General features: G+C 69.5%; 13 protein-coding genes. 7 read left to right on the forward strand and 6 right to left on the reverse strand.

The window, feature by feature from the left end; all coding sequences use genetic code 11:
• The first annotated feature begins 15 nt into the window (after window positions 1-15).
• Together KK141_RS04670 and KK141_RS04675 are read left to right on the forward strand one after the other, a co-directional pair.
• Complete coding sequence (locus tag KK141_RS04670; RefSeq protein WP_214571569.1) at window positions 16-1569, forward strand: oligopeptide:H+ symporter; 1554 nt, start codon at window positions 16-18, stop codon at window positions 1567-1569.
• A 138-nt stretch (window positions 1570-1707) separates the two neighbouring features.
• Window positions 1708-2250 (forward strand): hypothetical protein, encoded by a 543-nt coding sequence (locus tag KK141_RS04675; RefSeq protein ID WP_214571568.1) that lies wholly within the window; start codon window positions 1708-1710, stop codon window positions 2248-2250.
• 104 nt (window positions 2251-2354) lie between these two features.
• On the opposite strand, the gene KK141_RS04680 is transcribed toward KK141_RS04675, so the two are convergent.
• Complete coding sequence (locus KK141_RS04680; RefSeq protein WP_214571567.1) at window positions 2355-3596, reverse strand: TIGR03862 family flavoprotein; 1242 nt, start codon at window positions 3594-3596, stop codon at window positions 2355-2357.
• Window positions 3597-3865: 269 nt separating this feature from the next.
• Between KK141_RS04680 and KK141_RS04685 the strand changes: the two genes are divergently transcribed.
• From KK141_RS04685 to KK141_RS04705, 5 genes are all read left to right on the forward strand, one after another.
• A complete protein-coding gene (locus KK141_RS04685; RefSeq protein WP_250901564.1) occupies window positions 3866-5716 on the forward strand; it encodes an ABC transporter ATP-binding protein in 1851 nt (616 codons plus the stop codon).
• A 325-nt stretch (window positions 5717-6041) separates the two neighbouring features.
• Entirely contained in the window at window positions 6042-6560 is a 519-nt protein-coding gene (gene pilV / locus KK141_RS04690) for a type IV pilus modification protein PilV (protein WP_214571566.1), read from the forward strand.
• Complete coding sequence (locus tag KK141_RS04695; RefSeq protein WP_214571709.1) at window positions 6557-7852, forward strand: PilW family protein; 1296 nt, start codon at window positions 6557-6559, stop codon at window positions 7850-7852. The genes pilV and KK141_RS04695 overlap by 4 nt, the downstream gene beginning before the upstream one ends.
• The gene (locus KK141_RS04700) at window positions 7836-8450 is read left to right on the forward strand and encodes a PilX N-terminal domain-containing pilus assembly protein (RefSeq protein ID WP_214571565.1); all 615 of its coding nucleotides are present in this window, start codon (window positions 7836-7838) and stop codon (window positions 8448-8450) included. Before KK141_RS04695 ends, KK141_RS04700 begins: the two co-directional genes overlap by 17 nt.
• Window positions 8451-8870: a type IV pilin protein gene (locus KK141_RS04705; RefSeq protein WP_214571708.1), complete on the forward strand. Its 420-nt coding sequence runs from the start codon at window positions 8451-8453 to the stop codon at window positions 8868-8870.
• 38 nt (window positions 8871-8908) lie between these two features.
• Here the strand turns inward: KK141_RS04705 and KK141_RS04710 are convergent, their stop codons facing one another.
• The 5 genes from KK141_RS04710 to KK141_RS04730 form a co-directional block, all read right to left on the reverse strand.
• A complete protein-coding gene (locus KK141_RS04710; protein ID WP_214571564.1) occupies window positions 8909-10021 on the reverse strand; it encodes a DUF3103 family protein in 1113 nt (370 codons plus the stop codon).
• Between the two features lie 373 nt (window positions 10022-10394).
• Entirely contained in the window at window positions 10395-12341 is a 1947-nt protein-coding gene (gene recD / locus KK141_RS04715) for an exodeoxyribonuclease V subunit alpha (protein WP_214571563.1), read from the reverse strand.
• Entirely contained in the window at window positions 12331-16020 is a 3690-nt protein-coding gene (gene recB / locus KK141_RS04720) for an exodeoxyribonuclease V subunit beta (RefSeq protein WP_250901565.1), read from the reverse strand. The genes recD and recB overlap by 11 nt, the downstream gene beginning before the upstream one ends.
• Entirely contained in the window at window positions 16017-19499 is a 3483-nt protein-coding gene (gene recC, locus KK141_RS04725) for an exodeoxyribonuclease V subunit gamma (protein ID WP_214571562.1), read from the reverse strand. The genes recB and recC overlap by 4 nt, the downstream gene beginning before the upstream one ends.
• Window positions 19500-19793: 294 nt before the next feature.
• Window positions 19794-22247 (reverse strand): TonB-dependent receptor, encoded by a 2454-nt coding sequence (locus KK141_RS04730; RefSeq protein ID WP_214571561.1) that lies wholly within the window; start codon window positions 22245-22247, stop codon window positions 19794-19796.
• Between the last annotated feature and the right edge of the window lie 252 nt (window positions 22248-22499).

Genomic DNA, 22499 nt, shown 5'->3' on the forward strand with positions numbered 1-22499 from the left:
CCCCTGGAGCCACGCATGAGCGCCGCCCCTTCCACCGCGCGCGGCCGCCTGCCGCGCCAGATCCCCTTCATCATCGGCAACGAGGGCTGCGAGCGCTTTTCCTTCTACGGGATGCGCAACATCCTCACCCCGTTCCTGATCACCTCGCTGCTGCTGCACCTGCCGGAAGCCGAGCGCCCGGGCGCGGCCAAGGACGTGTTCCACACCTTCGTGATCGGCGTGTACTTCTTCCCGCTGCTCGGCGGCTGGCTGGCCGACCGCTTCTTCGGCAAGTACCACACCGTGCTGTGGATGAGCCTCGTGTACTGCCTGGGGCATCTGTGCCTGGCGCTGTTCGAGCACCATCCCACCGGCTTCTACGTCGGCTTAGGCCTGATCGCGCTGGGCGCGGGCGGGATCAAGCCGCTGGTGGCCTCGTTCGTGGGCGACCAGTTCGACAGCGCCAACAAGCACCTGGCCAAGCCGGTGTTCGACGCCTTCTACTGGATCATCAACTTCGGCTCGTTCTTCGCCTCGCTGCTGGCGCCGATGTTCCTGCGCCATTTCGGCGCGGCGGTGGCGTTCGGTATTCCTGGCGCGCTGATGCTCGCGGCCACGTTCGTGCTGTGGCTGGGGCGGCACCGCTACGTGATGGTGCCGCCATCGCCGCCCGATCCGGATGCGTTCTCCCGCGTGGTGCGCACGGCCTTGCTCACGCAGGCGCCGGGGCAGGCGCGGCCGGGCCTGTGGCTGGCCGGCGCGGGCGTGCTCGCCGCACTCGCCGCCTTGGCCATGGCTCCTTCGCTGGGTTTCGTGATCGCGCTGTGCCTGGCCATCGTGGCGCTGCTCGGCGGCGTCGGTGCCGGCGCCTGGCTGCAGCTGGAGCGTGCGCGCGGTCGGCATGCGGATGCGGCGGTGGACGGCGCGCGCAACGTGCTGCGCGTGCTGGTGGTCTTCGCGCTGACCACACCGTTCTTCTCGCTGTTCGACCAGAAGGCCTCGACCTGGGTGCTGCAGGGCAATGCGATGGCCGCGCCGGGGTGGTTCCATCCGGCGCAGATGCAGGCGCTGAACCCGCTGCTGGTGATGCTGCTGATCCCGTTCAACAACCTGGTGCTGTTCCCGCTGCTGCGCCGCCGCGGCGTCGAGCCCACCGCGCTGCGCAAGATGACCATGGGCATCGCCTTCGCCGGGCTGGCCTGGATCGTGGTGGGCGGCTACCAGCTGCTGCTGGACGACGGCCAGGCGCTGTCGATCGTGTGGCAGGTGCTGCCCTATGTGCTGCTGACCTTCGGCGAGGTGCTGGTTTCCGCCACCGGGCCGGAGTTCGCCTACAGCCAGGCGCCGGCGTCGATGAAGGGCGTGATGATGAGCTTCTGGTACCTGTCCACCACCATCGGCAACCTGTGGGTGCTGATCGCCAATGCCGCAGTGCGGGACGAGGCGGTGACCGGGCATATCGCCAGCACGGGCCTCAGCGTCGACGCCTTCCAGATGTTCTTCTTCGCCGCCTTCGCGCTGCTGGCCGCGCTGGCTTTCGGCGCCTATGCGCGCCGCTATCGCGAGGTGGACAACTACCGCGCGGCCTGAGTCGCCGCGTCGATTGGACGGCTAGACGGTTGTGGCCGATGGGCGATTCCTGCGAACCGCGCCGCATTGAGGCGCATCCGGCGTTGCCCGATTGCCGCAGTGCAAGGTACATTTCGGCTAATTAGCTGGGGGGAAACCATGAACAAGACGACGATGGCCCGTGGGGCGGGCCTGGCGGTGATCGCGCTGGCGCTGGCCGCCTGCGGGGGACAGAAGGCGCGCGAGACCGCGCCGGTGGATGCACTGGTGGTGCCGGCCTTCGCGCCGTGGATCAGCGTGGAGCCCACCGCGGGCGACCTGCAGGTGCGCGGCCTGGACGACAAGGTGGTGCTCAGCCCCTCCCGCCCCGTGTCCGAGGTGCTGCAGGCCCAGCTGCGCCAGGCGCTGCAGCCGGCCTACATCTCCAACCTCACCGTGGCCTGCGAGCGGGTCAAGACCGACATCCGCGTGCGCCACGAGGACGACAAGCCCTCGATCGCCACGCTGGACATCAGCATGCGCTGCACCACCAATGCGCGCGGCTTCGTCACGCGCAGCGAGCCGCACCTGGAGCCGACGGCCGAGGTCAACGGGCAGACCAACTATCCGAAGCTGTTCGTCAGCCTGCTCGACCATGCGTCGAAGGAGCTGGCGACCAAGCTGCAGGCGGATATCGACGCCAGCAAGGCGAATCTGAAGTAAGCAGCACAGGACGTAGGTTGGGGTGAGCCATAGGCGAACCCCAACCATGCGGTGAGCTGAATGTTGGGGTTCGCCTGTGGCTCACCCCAACCTACGCGTCCTTGCTAGAGCGGACGGGCCAGCGCCCACGCCGCCGCGGCGGCGCCCGCGCGCAGTCCGCTGGCGAAGCAGGCGGTCAGCAGGTAGCCGCCGGTCGGCGCTTCCCAGTCCAGCATCTCGCCGGCGCAGAAGCTGCCGGGCAGGGCGCTGAGCATCAGGCCTTGGTCCATCGCTTCGAGGCGCACGCCGCCGGCGCTGCTGATCGCTTCGGCGATGGGGCGGGGCTGTTTCAGCCGCAGATCGAGCCGTTTGATCGCGCGGGCGAGCTTCGAGCTGTCGTGCAGTTTCTCCTTGCTCACCAGCTCGTGCAGCAGCGCGGCCTTGACGCCGGCGATGCCGGCTTGCCGGCGCAGGTGTTCGCTGAGCGAGCGGCTGCCGCGCGGCTTGGCCAGGTCCTGTTGCAGGCGTTCCAGCGGACGGTCCGGCGCGAGATCCAGTGTCAGCGTGGCCTGCCCGTCGCGTGCGATCGCCTTGCGCAGCATCGCCGAGAGCGCATACACCAGGCTGCCCTCGATGCCGGTCGCGGTGATCACGCACTCGCCCTGGCGCTGCTGCTCGCGGCCGTCCGCGTCGTGCCAGTGCGCCACCACCGGCTTGAGCGGTGCGCCGGCATGGCGCTCGGCCAGATGCGCGCTCCAGCCGATATCGAAACCGCAATTGGCCGGCTCCAGCGGCGCCACGTCCACGCCGCGCGCGGCCAGCCACGGCTGCCAGGCGCCATCCGAACCCAGCTGCGGCCAACTGCCGCCGCCCAGCGCCAGCACGGTGGCATCCGCGCGCACCGCCAGTTCGCCAGCAGGTGCGGTGAAGCGCAGCGCGCCGTCGTCCGTCCAGCCCAGCCAGCGGTGCTGCACGTGGAAGCGCACGCCGCTCTCGCGCAGCCGATGCACCCAGGCGCGCAGCAGCGGCGCGGCCTTGAGGTCGGCGGGAAACACCCGGTGGGAAGTACCGACGAAGGTCTCCACGCCCAGGCCGCGCGCCCATGCGCGCAGTGCGTCGGCATCGAAATCGTCCAGCCAATGCCCGACTTCGGCCGCGCGTTCGCCGTAGCGCCCGTCGAAGGCGGGACGCGGCTCGCCATGCGTGAGGTTCATGCCGCCCACGCCGGCCAGCAGGAATTTCCGGCCGACCGAACCCTTGGCTTCGTAGACGTCGACGTCGAGGCCGGCGGCGCGGGCGGTTTCGGCGGCCATCAGGCCGGCGGGGCCGGCGCCGACGATGGCGAGAGTGGGCGTGGGCTTGGACATGAAGAACGCATTGTAGGTTGGGGTGAGCCGAAGGCGACTGCGAAGGCAGGATGCCATAGCGAACATCCGCGCAGCGGATGGCCCGAAGGGCGGGCTGCGGATGCAGGCCGTCACCCCAACGAGGCGTCGCATCGTGCCGCCATGTTGGGGTTCGCTGCGCTCACCCCAACCTACGCCCACTTGCTATAGGAGGGGGCGGCCCTCAACTTGTCATCCCCCTCACCCCCTTTTCAGGCACCATGCCTCACCTGGCATGGCAGGACCTCCCCATGATCTTCCGCTGGTTCGAATCCCTGATCGACGCCTTCAAGGAACCCGAGGACGGCATGCCGCCGGACTCGGTCTGGCGTTTCTACGTGTTCTATCTGCGCCAGGTGTGGCCGGTGTTCGCCGCGGCGATCGTGGTTGGCTTCGGCGTGGCCATCGTGGAAGTGGCGATGTTCGGCTTTATCGGCCGCATCGTGGACCTGGCCAAGGGCGTGCCCACGGCCGGCTTCTTCGCCGAGCACGGCAACGAGCTGCTGTGGATGGTGCTGGTCACCCTGATTGCGCGCCCGGTGCTGATCCTGCTGCACGACCTGCTGGTGAACCAAGCCATCGTGCCCAACCTCACCAGCCGCATCCGCTGGCAGAACCACCGCTACGTGATCCGCCAGAGCCTGGGCTTCTTCCAGAACGACTACGCCGGCCGCATCGCCAACCGCATCATGCAGACAGCCGGCTCGCTGCGCGAATCGGCGGTGCAGATCGTGGATGCGATCTGGTACGTCACCATCTACACCGGCAGCGCGCTGGTGATGTTCGCGCACGCCGACGTGTGGCTGGCCGCGCCCTTGCTGGCCTGGCTGGTGCTGTACGTGATCACCCTGGCGTACTTCGTGCCGCGCACCAAGGAGCGCTCCTGGAAGCAGTCCGAAGCGCGTTCGCGCCTGATGGGCCGCATCGTCGACGGCTACAGCAATATCCTCACCCTGAAGCTGTTCGCGCATACCCGCCGCGAGGAGGCCTACGTGGCCGAGGCGATGGGCGAGCAGATCCAGCGCATGCGCGCGATGACCCGCCTGACCACCGCCATGGATGCCACCATCAGCGCGCTCAACGGCCTGCTGATCGTGGGCACCTCGGCGCTGGCGGTATGGCTGTGGAGCCAGGGCAGGGTGACGGTGGGCGCGATCGCGCTGTCCACCGGGCTGGTCATCCGCATCCACAACATGTCCGGCTGGATCATGTGGGTGGTCAACGGCATCTTCGAAAACGTCGGCACCGTGCAGGACGGCCTGGAAACCATCGCCAGGCCCCGCCTGGTGCAGGACCGCGCGGACGCCGTGCCGCTGCAGGTGAACCACGGCGGCGTGCGTTTCGACGAGATCCATTTCCACTACGGCAAGAAGGGCGGCGTGATCGCCGGCCTGGACCTGGCCGTGCGCCCCGGCGAGAAGATCGGCCTGGTCGGCCCTTCCGGCGCCGGCAAGTCCACCCTGGTGAACGTGCTGCTGCGCCTGTACGACCTGGAAGGCGGCCGCATCCTGATCGACGGCCAGGACATCGCCCAGGTGCAGCAGGAAAGCCTGCGCTCGCAGATCGGTGTGGTCACCCAGGATACCTCGCTGCTGCACCGCTCGATCCGCGACAACCTGCTGTACGGCCGCCCCGACGCCACCGAGGAAGACATCCGCGAAGCCGTGCGCAAGGCGCGCGCCGACGAGTTCATTCCGCAACTGGCCGATGGCGAAGGCCGCACCGGCTACGACGCGCACGTCGGCGAGCGCGGCGTGAAACTGAGCGGCGGCCAGCGCCAGCGCATCGCCATCGCGCGCGTGCTGCTGAAGGACGCGCCGATCCTGATCCTGGACGAGGCCACCTCGGCGCTGGATTCCGAAGCGGAAGCGGCGATCCAGGACAGCCTGGAACTGCTGATGCGCGGCAAGACCGTGATCGCCATCGCCCACCGCCTGTCCACCATCGCGCGGATGGACCGGCTGGTGGTGATGGACAAGGGGCATATCGTCGAAAGCGGCACGCATGCGGAACTGATCGCGCGCGACGGCCTGTATGCGCGCTTGTGGAAGCGGCAGACGGGTGGGTTTGTCGCAGCGGAAGACGACGCAGTCATCGCCTGAACTTGCCTGAGTTCGTCTTAGCTCGCCTCACCCTTTCATCTCCCTCTCCCCTCCGGGGAGAGGGTCGGGGTGAGGGGCCGGCCGGAGCGCTGAGCTGAGGGTCACGGCAGCCGCAAAGCTCTTCATCGCGTGCTCAAAACGCGCCGATTGTCTCCAAACCATATGCCTCAGTCAGCGAAGCATCGCGCACCGACCTCGTGATGCACTTCTAGCTTTTCTCCCTCCGCGCCGCACTTCTGCACCCCCCGCAGAAAATCATCGCTACCTCTTCCAGCCACTCCCGCCCTGCCTAAGCTGAGCATCCTCCCCCCACGGACGGAACCCGATGCTCACCTCAACGCCTCCACGCGGCGCCTCCCTGCTCGAAGTCCTCGTCGCCCTCGCCATCTTCAGCATCGGCACCCTGGGTATCGGCGAATGGATGCTGCTGGCCGCGCGCGCCAGTCATATCGCCTATCTGCACACGCAGGCCAGCCTGCTTGCCGGCGCCATGGTCGAACGCATGCGCGCCAACACCGCCGCGGTATGGACCGGTGCCTACGATGGCGAAGCGGAAGTCCGCAGCTCGGCTTGCGGCGCTGCCGTCGGATGCATGCCCGAAGCGCTCGCGGCGCATGACCGCGCCGTCTGGGCGGCGCGGCTGCAGGCGGTGCTGCCGGGTGGCAAGGGCAGCATCCACTGCGACCGCGGCGCCGGCTTCGCGCTCACGGCCGAACCGTTGCGCCGGCCACCGCCGTTCGGCGGGCTGTGCACGATGACGGTGCGCTGGCTCGAGCGCGGTATCGGCGACCGGGACCACCGCGCCACCGCGCCGCGCAGCTTCGCCTGGGTCTTTCAGCCATGACCGTCGCCCAGGTTGCGCACCGCCCCTCCGGCCATTCCCTGATCGAACTGATGGTCGCGATGGCGCTGGGTCTGATCGTGGCCATCGGTTTCGTCGCCGCCTTCGTGGCGACCTCCAGCAGCTACCGTACGCAGGCCCAGCTCAACCTGCTGCAGGAAAGCGGCCGCTTCGCCATCGACCGGCTCAGCCGCGACCTGCGCGCGGCGAATGCGTTCTACTGCGGCCGCGCAGGCGCCGCGCCCACCGTGCTGGCGAGCGACCTGCTGGGTGCGCTGCATGATGTAACGACACGCTGGGGCCGTGCGCCTTATCCGGCCGCGCCGGTTTCGCCGTACCGGTTCCCGCGCTTTCTGTCGATGCGCGGCTACGCGTGCGGCAAAACGAGCTGCGTGCCGGCGGCGCCGGCTACTTTGCCCGCGATGGGGCGCGCCGCGGGGCAGCGCGTGATCGGCGCCGACGTGCTCACGCTGCGCTACCTGGATCCGGCCGGCGGATGGGCGGTGCGCGGAGCCGCGGCGATCGCCGGCAGCGAGAACGGTGCGATCCATCACCTTGCCATCCAACCGGCGGAAAACGAGCCGGCCATCGCCGATACCTATCAGCCCGGCGACCTGCTGATGCTCGCCGACTGCGCGCTCACGCAGATATTTTCGGCGAACCTGCAAAGCGGCGGCATGTTCTATCCCGACGCGATGGACGCCGGAAGCAACCTGGCGCAGCCACGGATGCCACAGTCGTTCAATGCGCCGCGCCTGTTCGATGTCAACCGCGATTTCCGCACCGTTACCTACTACCTGCAGGTGGTGAATGCGGGCGACGGCATCACCACCGGTGCCCTGATGCGGCGCGAAAACGGCCACGCCAGCGAAGTCGTGCGCGGGGTGGAGCGGCTGGACTTCCGCTACGGCGTGCAGGATGCATCCGGCGCGACGCACCACCTCGCCGCCGCACAGGTCGACGACGGCGCCGGCGGCGGCATCGCCTGTCCGCCGATGTCATCCGACGCCTATGGTTGCCTGTGGGGTGCGGTGAGGTCGATTGAGGTCCACCTGCTGCTGGACGGCCAGCAAGTGCAAGGCGCACTGGGCGGCGGCGCGATGCACTACGCCTACAGCATCGACGGCGACGTCGTGCCCGCCGCGCCGGAGGCCCCGACGCGCAAGCTGCGGCCGGCCGAACAGGGCTTCGACCGGCGGATGTTGCGGCGTGAGTTCGGCGCGTTCGTCGCGGTGCGGAGCTATCCCCGTGAAGACGATGAGACCGAAGGAGCCACGCATGTCCTCACACCATGATTCGCGGCGAACCCACGGCCGCGCTGGGCAACGCGGCATCGTACTGGTGCTGGCGCTGGTCTTTCTGCTGCTTTCGGCCTTGCTCGTCGCCGCCGCGGGGGACCAGGCTCTGCTGCAGCAGCGCATGGCCGGCAATCGGCGCCATGCCCAGCTGGCCGAGATCGCGGCGGAGTCCGCGCTGCGCGGCGCGGAGTGGCGGCTATGGCGGGACGCGTCCGCAGGGACGCTCCATTGCGGTCCGGCGGCAGCCGATGCTTGCAGGATTTTCGATCCGGCCCGCTCGAACCGATGGACGGAGGCTCTGCTGGACGAGGCGGCCTGGATACGCGAGGGCGCCGTGCCGTATCGGGGAAGCGATGGCCGCCACGACTTCACTACGCAGGCAGGCCGCGGATTGGATGACGAGGCGCGCAACAGCGCCGTGCTCGCGGGCAACCCGTATTACCTGATCGAGGATCTCGGACCGCTATGGCCAGCCGGTGCGGGTACGGCGGCCGGAGCGGAACGCCATATCTACCGCATTACCGCTCGGGCCGTCGGCGCAGACGCTGGCGCTGCGCGTACCGCGGTGAGCGTCTTCGCGGCCGGAGGCGATTGAATGAGGCGCCGACATGGTTTTTCCCTGGTCGAGCTGTTAGTGGTGCTGGTCATTGCCGCGATGCTGGCGGCGCTGGCCGTACCCATGCATGGGCGTTACACCCTTCGTGCGCGCCGCATCGAGGGCAAGCAAATGCTGTGGCGCATCGCTCAGGCGCAGGAGCGCCACTACGCCACCTATGGCCGCTACGGCGGATGGGCCGAACTGGGCTTCGCCGAGCCCGCGTGGTCGGAGCAGCGGCATTACCGGGCAAGCTTGCGCCTGGGCGAGGGAGACCGGCCGCAATCCTTCGTGGCGACGGCATGGCCGGTATCGATGCAGGCCAAGGATCTTTGTGGCGCACTCGCGATCGACGATGCCGGCAGGAAGACGCCCGGCGTTGCCGACATCGCGGCGAACGGCAATGGGGCGTGCTGGTAAGGGAGTGCCGCGTGGACGCGGCACTCCCGCCGATGCCGTCAGCGCCGGCAGCTGCTGTTGCCTACGACGTGAAAGCAGAAGCTGGCGGTCGCGTTGTTGTTCGCGCCGAGCAGATGGTCGTAGTTCTTCTTCTTTTCGATCAGGTAGAACGAATCGATGTAGTCATTGCCGCTGTCGATCGAATTGATCACGGCCTGGCCGATGACGGAAAGGGAAGCCGGATCCTGTGCGGCCACCGGAAGCTGGGTATTGACCTTGTTGATGATGGATGCGGCGATGTCGGCGTAGCTGGACCAGTCGTCCTGCTCGAAGAGCTGCACATTGGCGGCATCGAGGCCATAGTTCTTCCAGGCGATCATGTCCTGGAACGGCGCATAGTCCGTGTCCCACCAGTCCAGATATGACATGTCCTTCAGCTCGATCTGCGCTTTCGTCTCGCCCGGCTGGACGCCGGATATGACGGCGAAGACCTCCGCGGCGCCGCGGACCCAGTCCTCTCCGGCATCCTTGACGCGAATCTTCGAGAGCACGGTAAATTCCGCTCCATCCTGCACCTCGGATTCGCTTCGGACCTGCATGTCGGCCCGGCGCAGCGCATGGTTTACGAGCAGGGCGCCTGCCCGCCCGGATTCCCGGCCATCCACGTCCAGAATCAGAACGGGGTTGCGGGGCGGGGTCTTGGCATCGAGGTCGTGGCGATTGCCTTTGGCATCGAAGGCGGGGACAGAGGCCCGCTCGCTTTCATCACCGGATGGTTCGACCGCAACCAGTACGTCCTTCCATTGCGCGGGAAGCCGGGAGGCGTCGCGATCTGGCAGGTACAGGCGCAGCTGGAGTACGCCTTGCGACCAATCGGACAGTCCTTTGGTCGCCGTTATTTTTCGATTGATGTCGCCAAGCCGCGAACTGTCCGTTCCACGGGCATCGGCCAGCAGGTCGTGCAACGGCACGCTGATGTCGCCGCCGGAGATAGCCTGCCTGGTGAGCATCCTGGATGTGGCGGCGGAAAAATTCGCGTGCTGAAGCTGCTTGGCAATGGATTTTGCCGCTTCTTCCTTCAGTTGCTGAACATCGTGCTTTTTGTCGGCATGAACGGTGAAGGGGGCCGTTGCGGCCAGCATGGCGAACAGCAGCTTGGTCTTGGTGATCATGGCGTTGCTCTCCTCAAGGAGGTCTGCGCGCCGACGTTGGATTCCGCGGCAACGGCGGAACCGGAGTACACGGTTCGTTGGTGATGCATGACGAACGATGCCTGGCAAATGCAGGTAGCTGCAGCAGGCGGACTGCCGATATTGACGAGCGGTATCGGCGGTCTGCCGGGATGGCCTTCGGCGCATCGGCCACGGCGCCTATATTCGAATGGCTCCATGGCTCCGGCGATTCCTGATCGTCGCAACCTAGTGCCTTATCCGTCCGGTTTGGTGAAGGCGTGCGCTGCGCCGATGGCATTCGCATTGGATCGGAATAATCCTTCAGATGCTTCGCCAAGCGGAGCTATGGAAGCGCGCAGAGCAAGACGGCGCGTCAGGGCGCCACCAGCCGCTCCCGCAAGCCCGAATGCCGCAAGGTGAGGCGCTGCACCGCGATCTCCACCAGCTTCTCGCCACTCACGAGCATGAAGCGCCGCCGCGCACGCGTGATGCCGGTATACAAAAGCTCGCGCGTAAGAATCCCGCTGTCCTGCGCCGGCAGCACCAGGGCGGTGGAGTCGAACTCCGATCCCTGCGATTTGTGCACGGTCATCGCATAGACCGTTTCCAGTTCGCCCAGCCGCGAAGGCAGCACGAAGCGCACGCGCGCGCCGTCCGGCCCTTCCGATGGACCCGCCGCGGCAAAGGCCACGCGCAGGCGCGGCACGCCGTCCTCGCCGGGCATCATCAGCGCCACGCCGACGTCGCCGTTCATCAGGCCCAGGTTGTAGTCGTTGCGCGTGACCAGCACCGGCCGTCCTTCGTACCAGACATGGACGGGATCGATCAGCCGCGCGCGGCCCAGGATGTCCTCGATCTGCCGGTTGAGTCCTTCGGTGCCGTAGTCGCCGCGCCGCAGCGCGCACAGCAGCTGGAAGCGGCCGAATGCATCGAGCACGCGATGCGCCCAGTCCTCGTGCGCGGCCTCGCCTGCATCGGACGCAGGGCGTTCGCGCCGCAGCAGTTCGAGATAGTGGCGATAACCCTGCGGCGCTTGGTCATCCGCGGCGAAGCGTTCGTCGCCACCGTGCAGCACCAGTTCGGCAAGATCGCCCTGGCCGGCCGCATGCGCCATCCACGCGATGTCCGGCCGCGGCGCCGCCAGCAGCGCGCGCAGCGCGGACATGTCGCCTGCATTCACCGCCTGCGCCAGCCGCCCGATGCCGCTGTCCGCACCGAAGCGATGGCTATGGCGCAGCATCACCACCTGCTGGTCGAGCGCCTGCGCGTCGGCCGCGGTCCACGCGCCGACGTCGTCGCCGGATACGCCACGCAGCCACTCGGCGGTGTCCTGTCCGTAATGCCCCGCCTCGGCGCGCCGGCACAGGTCGCCCAGCACCGCGCCGGCTTCCACCGACGAGAGCTGGTCCTTGTCGCCCAGCAGCACCAGCCGCGCCGACGGCGGCAAGGCCGCCAGCACGGCGGACATCATTTCCAGGTCCACCATCGAGGCTTCGTCGATCACCAGCACGTCCAGTGGCAGCGGATGCGCCGCGTCGTGGCGGAAGCGGCGCGTGTCCGGGCGCGCGCCGAGCAGGCGGTGCAGCGTGTCCACCTGGGCGGGAATGACGGCGCGTGCCGCTTCGTCCACATCCAGCTGCGCCAGCTGGCCCTGGATCGAGGCCTGCAGGCGTGCCGCCGCTTTGCCGGTCGGCGCGGCCAGACGGATGCGCAGCGGCCGTTCGCCGGCGCGCAGGCGCAGCGTCTGCAGCAGGCCTAGCAGGCGCACCACGGTGGTGGTCTTGCCGGTACCGGGGCCACCGGTGATGACGGTGAAGGCGCCGCGCGCGGCCAGCGCGCAGGCGATGCGCGGCCAGTCGGGCGAGGCTTCGCCAGGAAACAGGCGCGCCAGCTGCTCGCGCAGATGCGCCGGCGCGGCATGCGCTTGCGCAAGCCGCGCGCGGATCGCTTCGGCCACCTGGCGTTCGTGGTTCCAGTAGCGGCGCAGATACAGGCGCGTGCCTTCCAGCACGAGAGGCGTGGTATCGCTGCCGGCGCCGATCCACGCCGGCACGCGCTGTTCGTCGAGCACGTTCGCCACCGCCTCGCGCCAGGGTGCCGGCCAAGCCTGCTCCTCGGCCAGCGGTTGCCACAGCGACAGATCCAGGCACAGATGCCCGTCCGCGACGCGCCGGCTGAGCAGCGCGGCGAGCAGCAGCCAGGCGCCGTCGGCCTGCGCATCCAGTTCGGCGAGGAAGCGCGCGAACGCCACGTCCAGCGCACGCAGGCGCTGCTGCTCCTCGGCGGCGAACAGCGGGATAAGGCGCTGATCAGGCGGCATCGGCGCGGCCTCCCTCGGCGAACAGACGGTCCATCGCCTCGACCAGGCGCAGCGGCAGGCGCTCGTGGTGCACGCCATGGCCTTCGCCATCGAGGCCGCGCAGATACAGATAGAGCACGCCGCCGATATGCCGCTCGTAGTCGTAGTCCGGCAGGCGCGCGCGCAGCTGGCGATGCAGGGCCAGGGTGTAGATCGCGTACTGCAGGTCGTAGCGCTCGCGCAGCACCGAATCGCGCACCGCGTCGGCGGTGTAGGCGCCGGCGTCCGTGCCCAGCCAGTTGGATTTGTAGTCGACCACGTAATAGCGGCCGCCATGCTCGAACAGCAGGTCGATAAAGCCCTTGAGCATGCCGTTGAGCCGGTCGTACAGCAGCGGCATGCGCGGACGTCCGTCCAGCGTGCCGGCGGTGACCAGGCGATCCAGCGCCCGCGTATCCACCTCGCGCACGGCGAACCAGAATTCCAGCTCGGCGCGGTAGCGCGCCGGGTCGGCGAGATCCGCCAGGGCCACCGCATGTCCATCGCCCAGCGGCAGCGGCGTGCGCAGCAGCGCCGGCACCCACTGCGCCAGCAGCGCGGCCTGCGCCTGCCAGCCGTGGCGCTGCACGCGGCGCGCGATCAGCTCGGCCAGCGGCTGCGGGTCGGCGGCGGTTTCGGCAAAGCCTTGCTCGGCCGCCCATTCCAGCAGGTCGTGCAGGAAGGTGCCGGCCACCGCGCCGCGCGGGAAGGCGTGGATGCCGCTGCCCTGCGCGTCGGCCACGGGTGCGGGCTTTTCCGCGCCGGCTTCGGCGAGCACGTCCTGCGCCGGCGTTTCGGGCGCGGACGGCGCATCGCCGGAGAGTGGTGCGTTCTCGTCGTACTTCAGCGCGCTGTAGCTGGCGATCCACCAGCGCTCGCCGGGGCGGCCGGCGTAAGTCCGGGCCGGTCGCGTGTCTTCGTGTTCGTGCGGCGCCGGTGGCGCGATGCGCGGCTGCGGCGCTTCCGGCAGTGCATCCACGGCGATGGCGGTTTCGCCGCCGCGCAGCGCCAGCAGCGCGGGCAGCAGATCGGAGGCGTCGATCGCCGTGCCGCCCGCGAGCAGATAGCCGAACGCGGACTTGTGCAGCGACGAGGCCTTGGCGTTGCCCACGCTCACGCTGGCCACGCCCACCCAGCAGGCATAGCGCGCGCGGGTCAGCGCCACGTAGAGCAGGCGCAGGTCTTCCTGCAGGCGTTCGCGCTCGGCCTGGCTCCAGGCCGCGTCGTCCGGTTCCAGGTCCATATGCGGCTGGCCGTCGCCGTCGTGCCAGACGAACAGGTCGTCGCGCTTCACCTCGCGCGCGGCGCAGGCGAACGGCAGCAGCACCAGGGGATATTCCAGGCCCTTGGACTTGTGCACCGTCACCACCTTGACCAGTTCGGCCTCGCTCTCCAGCCGCACGATCTGTTCCTCGGCGGCCTCGGCCAGGCCTTCGCGCGCCTCGGCGATCTGCTCGGCCAGATAGCGGATCAGCGCATGCTCGCCGTCCAGTGCGCCGGCCGCCTGCTGCAGCAGTTCGGCCAGGTGCAGCAGGTTGGTCAGCGCGCGCTCGCCGCCGTCGTGCGCCAGCAGGCGCGCGGGCAGGTCGAAGGCGTGCAGCAGGTCGTGCAGCATGGCCAGCACGCCGTGGCGGCGCCAGGTCTGCTGCAGTTCGCGCAGGCGTTCGCCGCAGGCTTCCCACCAGCGCTCGTCGGTATTGAGGCGGTCCAGTTCGGCGTCGCCGCGGTCCAGGCTGCGGGTGGCCAGCGCGGCGCGCATGGCGCGGTCGGAACCCGGTTCCGCGCAGGCCTTCAGCCACAGCAGCAGGTCGGCCGCCTCGGGCGAGCTGAACACCGAGTCGCGATCGGACAGGTACACGCTGCGCAGCCCGGTGTCGCGCAAGGCCGCGCGCACCATCGCCGCCTCGCGTCCGCTGCGCACCAGGATGGCGACGTCGCCCGGCGCCAGCGGCAGCAGCAAGCCATCGGGCGTGGCGAAGCCGCAGCGGCCTTCGCGCGCCGCATCGAACAGGCCGGCCAGCCACGTTGCCGCCTGTTCCGCCATGCGCTGGCGATACGCGGTGCTGCCCACGTTGCGGCCTTCGTCCAGCACCGCCAGCCGCAAGGCCGGCAAGGGCTCGCCGTCGAGCACCAGGGTCGCTTCGCGGCCGCGCGCGGCGACCGGATGGAACGGCAGCCCGCGCTCGCCGCGGCCGAACGCGAACGCACCGTCGGCGTGGCGGTCTCCGTGCTCGAACACGCGGTTCACCGCGCCGACCAAAGCGGCGGTGGAACGATGGTTGGTGCCCAGCGTCCACACCGGCGGCGCGGCGGCGGCGCGCGCCTGCAGATAGGTATGGATATCGGCGCCGCGGAACGCGTAGATCGCCTGCTTGGGATCGCCGATCAGCAGCAGGCCCAGCTCCGCGCGATCCGCATACAGGCGATGGAAGATGCGCCACTGCAGCGGGTCGGTGTCCTGGAACTCGTCGATCAGCGCCACCGGATACTGCGCCGCGATGGTGGCTGCCAGGCGCTCGCCGGCGGGGCCGTGCAGGGCTTCGTCGAGGCGGCGCAGCATGTCGTCGAAGCCGAGCAGGGCGCGGCGGCGCTTGGCCAGGTCGATGCGCTCGGCCACCCGCGGCGTGGCATGGGCGAGGATCAGCGGACGCGCCAGCTCGAGTTCGGCGGCGCTGGCCAGCAGCTCGTCGATGGCGGCGAAGGCAGCGTGCGCCGGTGCCGTGCGGTTCTTGTTGACCGCACCGTCCAGCCGCGACTGCGCATAGCGGTCCAGCAGCTTGTCGTCGGCCTCGCCGCCGCCGGCCCAGGCGCGCAAGGCCGCCAGGTCCTGCGGCAGGCGCTCGGCCGGATAGCTGCGGCCGTTCAGCGCCTTCTCGCGCAGGGCGTCGTCCAACTGGCGTTCGATGCTATCGAGATCCGCCAGCCACAAGCTGCGCGCGCGCTGCATCGCCGCCTGCGCACGCGCCAGCGGCGCTTCCAGAATCGCGCGCACGTCCGCCGTCTCCGGCAGCGGCTGCCCGTGCAGGCGCAGGTTGGCCACCGGCTGGCGCAGCAGCGGACGCAGGCTCTGCTGCAGCTCGCGCGGGTCGCTCCACCAGCGCGCCAGCAGCGCGGCGGCATCGCGGCCCAGCGGCAGGCATTGCAGGCGCCAGTAGTCGCGCACCGCTTCGGCCAGCAGTTCGCCGTCGTCGGTCTGGATGTCCTGCACGAAGGGATGGCCGCTGTCGAACGCGTGCTGCGCCAGCATGCGCTGCGCCCAGCCGTGGATGGTGTGCACGGCGGCCTCGTCCATCCACTGCGCGGCCAGTTCGAGCTGGCGCGCGGCGGCGGCGCGGGCGTCCGTCTCCGGATATTCGGCGAGCAGCGCGGCGAGGAATGCGTCCGCTGCTTTCTGCGCGCGGAACACCGCGGCCGCTTCGGTAAGCCGCGCGCGGATGCGGTCGCGCAGCTCCGCCGTGGCGGCCTTGGTAAAGGTCAGCACCAGGATCTGCGCCGGCAGCAGCGGCCTGGCGGTGCCATGGCCGAGCACCAGGCGCAGATACAGCGCGGCGATGGTCCAGGTCTTGCCGGTGCCGGCGCTGGCTTCGATCAGGCGCACGCCGTGCAGCGGCAGGCGCAGCGGATCGAGTGCCATGGCGACCGGCGGCTGCACCGCGCTCATGCGCCGTCCTCCCAGCGCACGCTCTGCGCCATCGCCCGGTACAGCGGCAGCCAGTGTTCGAAGCCGGCGTCGAGCATGGCTTCGAACGCGGGCCAGGCGCGTTGCAGGTAAGCGTCCTCGTCCACTTCGGCAAAGCGCTGGCCGCTGTCGTCGCGGTCGTAGCACTGGCGCGCCGCGGCCGCGGCGTCGCGGCCTTCGTGTTCGGCCTGCAGCCAGGCGAAGGCGGTCTTGCGCGCGACCGGCAGCGGCGCGCGCATGCCGTGGCGCAGCGCATCGAGCAGGGCATCGAGCAGGGCGCGCGCCTGCGGCGGATCCAGCGCAGGGAAATACGGCTGCGCATCCGCCGCGACCACGCGCGTCTCCACCCGCAGCCCGCCCGCATGCGCGAACAGGTGCGCGACCCAGGCGGCGACCAGCTTGTCCAGGCGGCGTCCGCGCGGGCGTGCCAGCAGCGGGCCCTGGATCAATTCGAGCCGCACGAAGTCGATGCCTGCCTGCGTTGACTCGGGCCGGCGCAGATCGGACAGCCAGTCCTCCAGCACCAGGCCGTGCGCTTCGTGGCGCAGCTCGAACTTGTCGTCCAGCCGCGGCCAGCGCCGGTCGGCGGCATGCCAGTGCGCGGCGAGCACGCCGGCTTCGGCGGCGATCTTGTCCTGCCACAGCTCGCCGAAGCCGCCGGTGGGCAGGCGGCCCTGCTGGGCCAGCCGCTGCACGGCGTCGTTGACCGCCTGCGGCGCACGGTCGCCATCGGTGACCAGCGCCGCCTGCAGCACGCCGAGAATCGCCTGGTAGCGCTCCAGCCCGTCGAGCGCGAACGGCTCGTCGTCCAGCGCGTCGGCCTCCTCGCCGCCGAAGTGCACCTTCAGGCGCTGGTTGAAGAAGTGGCGCACGGGACGGGCCAGGAAGCCCTGCAGCGCATCCAGCGCGATCGGTGTTTCCGGCAGCCACGGCGCCAGCGGCCCGGTTTCCGCCGCCCGCACGTCGAGCGCATGCGCGCGCTGCCATTCGTGCGCATAGGTAAAGAGAGCCGGGTCGCTGTCCGCGCCGAAGTAGCGCCGGCTGAACGGCTGCAGCGGGTATTCGGTGGTGAGCGCATCCAGCAGTTCGCCATCCGCCGCCTGCCAGCCGCCCGCGAGGTAATCGCGCAGCTGGCCGACCAGCACCGACGGCGGCAGCACCGCGTTGTCGCGCACGCTGCGGCCGACCCAGCTCACATGCAGGGTGTCGCGCGCGGACAGCAGCGCTTCCAGGAACAGATAGCGGTCGTCCTCGCGGCGCGAGCGGTCGCCGGGCATGGCCTGGCCCGGCTGCGCCATCAGGTCGAAGTCGGCCGGTGCCTGCTGGCGCGGGTAGTCGCCGTCGTTCATGCCGAGCAGGCAGACCACGCGGAAGGGAATCGCGCGCATCGGCATCAGCGTGCCGAAGCCGACCGCGCCGCCCATGAAGCGCTGCGACAGGCGGCTGGCGTCGATGCTTTCCAGCCAGTGCTCGCGCACGATCTCCAGCGGCAGCAGTTCGTCCAGCGCCGCTTCGGCGCAGGCTTCCAGCCAGGCGTCCAATGCTTCGTCGAGGCGGCGCAGGCGGTCGCCGTCGGTGTGGTCCGCACTGTCGAAGAAGGCGGCGAGCAGGTCGCGCAGGCGCGCCGCCCAGACGGCCGGCGCCGCGGGCGCACGCAGTGCGTGCCAGTGCAGTTCGAGCTGGTCGAGCAGGAGGCTGAGCGGGCCGAGCAGGCTGGCGTCGAGGCCGCCGACTTCGCCGTAGGGCGCCATCTCCGCCCAGGTGTCGCCGTGTCCCACCGCATAGCCGAGCAGCAGGCGGCGCAGGCCGAAGGCCCAGCTGTTCTGCGCCTGCGGCGGCAGGCCCAGGCTTTCCTTCTGCGCGCCGTCCAGGCCCCAGCGGATGCCGGCGCCTTCGATCCAGCGGCGCAGGGTGGGCAGGCCGGTTTCGTCGAGCCCGAAGCGCTGGCGCAGCGCGGGCACGTCGAGCAGGTCGAGGATGTCGCTCACCGTGAAGCGCGACTCCGGCAGCGACAGCAGATGTTCCAGCGCCACCAGCAGCGGCGCGGCGCCGCGGTCCGGCTGGTCGGCGACGGCATAGGGCAGGTAGCGCGGATCGTCCGGCGGGATGCGCCCGAACACCGCCTGCACGTGCGGCGCATAGCTCTGGATGTCCGGCACCATCACGATCACGTCGCGCGGCGCCAGCGGGTGGCCGTCGCGCTGGGCCTGTTCGAACAGCGCGAGCAGGCGGTCGTGCAGGATCTCCACCTCGCGCTGCGCGTTGTGCGCGACGTGGAAGCTGAGCGAACCGTCGCCCGCGCGCCACGCCTGCCGCCGCGCCGGATCGGCCGGCAGCGGTTCCAGGTCGAGCACGGCCTGCTGCACCTGGTGCAGCAGGGTGTCGCGGCCGGGGTCTTCGAACAGGTCGATGCTCGAACCCCAGGCCGTGAAGCGGCGGCGATAACGCTCGGGCTGGTCGAAGCTGTCGAGCAGCCGGATGTAATCGCGCCCCTGCTTGCCCCAGGCGGCCAGCAGCGGGTTGGCATGCAGATGCAGTTCTTCGTAGCGCGGCTGCTCGGGCAGGCCGGGCTTGCCCGGCTGGCGGCGGCGCTCGCCGCGCAGCAGCTCGCGGTCTTCGATGATGTCGGCCCAGTAGTGGCGGCAGGGATTGGCCACCATCAGCAGCACCTGGCTGTGCCGCGCCAGCGCGGTGAGCGCTTCCAGCGTCTGCAGCGGCAACGAGGAAATACCGAACACCACGATGCGCCGCGGCAGCCGCGCAGGCCGTTCGGCCAGCGCTTGCGCGCGTTCGAGGAAGGCGGCGTGCACGGCGGCGCGGTGGCTGTGGCGGAACTCGCCGCCGACGTCGTCCAGCAGCAGGCGCCATAGCTGCGCCTGCCAGCGCTGGCCCGGCGGCAGCGGCGCGTGCCGGCCGCGCCAGTCGTCGTACAGCTCGTCGACGCCGCGTTCCCAGTCGGCCAGCCAGTGCGCGCGATAGACCTGGTACTGGTCGAACAGGTCGGCGATGCGCGCGGCCAGTTGATGGCGCTTGCGCCAGTCCGGCTGCTCGCCGAGGAAGTCGCGCAGCGGGCGGAAGTCGGTGTCGTCCAGATGCAGCGGGATCAGCCGCAGCAGCCGCCAGGCCAGGCGCGACTTGTCGAACGGCGACGTGGGCGGCACCGCATCGCGGCCGAGCACGGCGCGGTACGCCTCCCATAGAAAGCGTCCCGGCAACTGCACCTGCACCGCGGCGCTGATCCCCAAGCCGCCTTCCTGCGGCGGCCGCGCCAGCGCCAGCTTCAGCCACTGCGCGATGCCGTTGCTCTGCACCAGCATCAGCTCGTCTTCGAGCGGACGCAGCGGCGTGCGCTGGATCCAGGCGGTGAGCAGGTCGCGCAGATCTTCCAGGCGGTTGCCATGGATGACCATCAGGCCCGGTTCGATCGGCACGTCGAGGGGCAGGGCCAGGGAAGAGGTCATGCGGGAATTGTGGCGGACATCGGCGCGGCGGGCGAGTGGTGGCGGCATGCCCCGAGCGCACGTTCCGAATGGCATGTCCTGAAACGAACATCGCCGCATGCGGTGAGGCATGCGGCGATGGGTGTTGCGGGTGAAGCTTGGCAGTGGGCCCACGCGTATTCGGCGCGGGTGGCGCATTGTGCGCCAACGTACGTGGTCGGTGTCAACTACTTTAGTTGCGCGAGCGGTTGGCGAAGGTGGCGGTTGCGGATGCCGTTACGCGTATTCGATGCATGCGCGCGACGGCATTCATGATCAGAACGTGTAGCGCGCACGCCCATACCAATACGCGCCGTTGACGCCGATCGGCGAGATCACGTCGTAAGGAAAATTGCCGGCGTAATTGATGTCGCTGTTGGAGCGCGTGGGGTACTGGTTGGTGAGGTTGTAGCCGCCCAGCGCCAGGCTGAAGCGCTCGGTCACGTGCAGCTCCGCTTCGGCATCCAGCTGCCAGCGCGCGGCATAGACCTGGCGCGGTTCGAAGCCGCCGCCGAAGTCGAATACGCGCACCGTCGAGCCCTGCCGCGTGACGCGGCCGAGCAGGGACCAGCGCCGGTTGCTCCAGTTGGCGCTGAACGAACCGCGCTGGCGCGGCGCGGCGTCGGTGAGGGTGTTGCGCTCCTCGTCGCCGAACAGCACGTTGCCGGCGCCGGTGGCGGCCAGCTCCGGCGGCGTGGCGCGCACGCCGCGGATGTCGGTGTGGTTGCGGCTGTAGGCGAGGGTGAGCAGCAGCCGGCCGCCGGCCCAGGGCGTGCGGTAGTTGCCGACCAGTTCGGCGCCGCGCGTGCGCGTGTCCACCGCATTGGTGAAGAAGGCCACGCTCTGCACGCCGGGGACACCGAAGTGCTGCAGGATGTAATCCGCAAGGCCGGCGCTGTCGATGGTTTCCGACAAGGTGACGCGGTCGTCGATGCTGATCTGGTACGCGTCGAGGCTGAAGTCGAAGTGTTCGCCGAGCTGACCGGTCAGCCCAAGACTGAAGTTGCGCGACTTCTCCGGCTTCAGCGCCTGCGCACCCAGGCCGCGCGCGAGCGGGTTGTTCACCGACAGGATGCGGCCGGTGACCAGCTTGCCGTCGGCGCCGTAGCCGCTGGTGGTGGATTCGAAACCGATCTGGCTGAGCGAGGGCGCCCGGAAGTTATTCGAGGCGGCGCCGCGCAGCGCGAAGCCCGGGGCGAATTCCCAGCGCGCGCTGAGCTTGCCGCTCCAGTTGCCGCCGAAGTCGCTGTAGTGCTCGTAGCGCGCGGCGGCGTCGGCAAAGAAATGGTCGGTGATGTCGCTGGACACTTCCGCGTAAGCCGCGCCGACATTGCGCGACAGCCGCGCCGCATCCTGCGGCTGCAGGCCGCCGCCGGCCTGCGCGCCGACCGGTGCGTCGAGATAGGGGCCGGCGGCGTACGAGGCCGGATCGCCGGGCAGGGTGCGGAACTGCTCGTGGCGGTATTCGCCGCCCAGCGACACGGTGACGTAGCGGCTGCCGATGGCGAACTCGCGGTTGGCATCCAGGTTGGCGCTGCCCTGGTCGAAGCGGTAGCTGCCGATATGGAACGCGGTGGGGCTGGTAGGCCCGAGCGAGGCGTTGAGCGAATCGCGCAGGTCGTAGTCGAAGGCATTGCTGCCCCAGTTCAGGCTGCCGTCCAGATGCCAGTCGGCCAGCGTGCCGCGGATGCCGGCGGCGGTCTGCACGTCGCGGTTGCTGCCGACCGATTCGGGGCGGTAGCCGTCGGGGTAGATCGAGGCCACGTTGGCGCTGCTGTCCGGATAGCGGAAGTAGTTGTCGCCGATGGTGTGGCGCTGGGTGTAGGTGCCGAACCAGTACAGCCTGGCGTTATCGCCCAGCGGCAGTTCGCTGTTGAGCCAGCCGCTGTAGTTCTCCGACTTCGGATCGCCCGCCGCATAGTTGCGCCGCCCGCGCAGCGCCAGGTTGGCGGGCGTGGGATCGGCCAGCCAGTCCGGCACGGTGTCCACGCCCGCGCGGTTGGTGGCGTCGTGGTGGCCGGCCTCGATGCCGGCGCGGAAGAAGCCGGTGCCGGCCAGCCGCGTGCCGAACTTGGCGGCGCCGTAGCTGCTGTTGCCGTCGGTGATGGTGCGGTCGGCGGGGCTGAAGCGGGTGTGGTTGGCACCGTAGCTTCTGGTGACTTCGCCGCCTTCGGGCGCGTCGTCCAGGATGATGTTGACCACGCCGGCGATGGCGTCCGAACCGTATTGCGCACCGGCGCCGTCGCGCAGCACTTCCACCCGCTTGATCGCGCTGATCGGGATGGCGTTGAAATCCACCGGCGTGGTGCCGCGGCCGATCTTGGTGTCGCTGTTGACCAGGGCCGAGGTGTGGAAACGCTTGCCGTTGATCAGCACCAGCACCTGGTCGGGCGACAGCCCGCGCAGCTGCGCGGCGCGCACGTGGTCCGAGCCGCCGGAATTGGACTGGCGCGGGAAATTGAACGAAGGCAGCAGGTTGGCCAGCGCCTGGCCCAGTTCGCCGTTGACCGCGCCGGCGGCGCGCAGGTCGTCCTGGCTCAGCACGTCCACCGGCACCGGCGATTCCAGCGCGGTGCGGCTGCTGGCGCGTACGCCGGTGACCACGACTTGGTCCAGCGTGCGCGGCGGTGCGCTGTCGGCCTGCTGGGCTTGCGCATGGACGGCGGACGCGGCGAGCAGCAGCGCGGTGGACAGATAGGTACGGCGGTACGTGCGGGAAGCGGTGGACATGCGGGTTCCTTGCGGCGGGCAGCAGCGGGGCGCGCCGCGTGGGAGTGCGGCGTCGAAGGTCTTGTTTGAAGGGCGCTGGATCAGCGCGTCGCGAAAGAATTCAGCGACAGCAACATCGCCGCATTCGGGCGGTACGCGGCAAGCGGCGTTGTCCGGCGGGCGTGGTGGTCACGGCGAGGTTCGCGAAGAAAGGGAGGGGCGCGATGCTCCGGCGCCGTTCGGCATTTGTTGCATTGCGCAAGGTTCATGTCA

It is taken from the genome of Dyella sp. LX-66, assembly GCF_018599165.1.
Classification (GTDB): Bacteria; Pseudomonadota; Gammaproteobacteria; order Xanthomonadales; family Rhodanobacteraceae; genus Dyella_D; species Dyella_D marensis.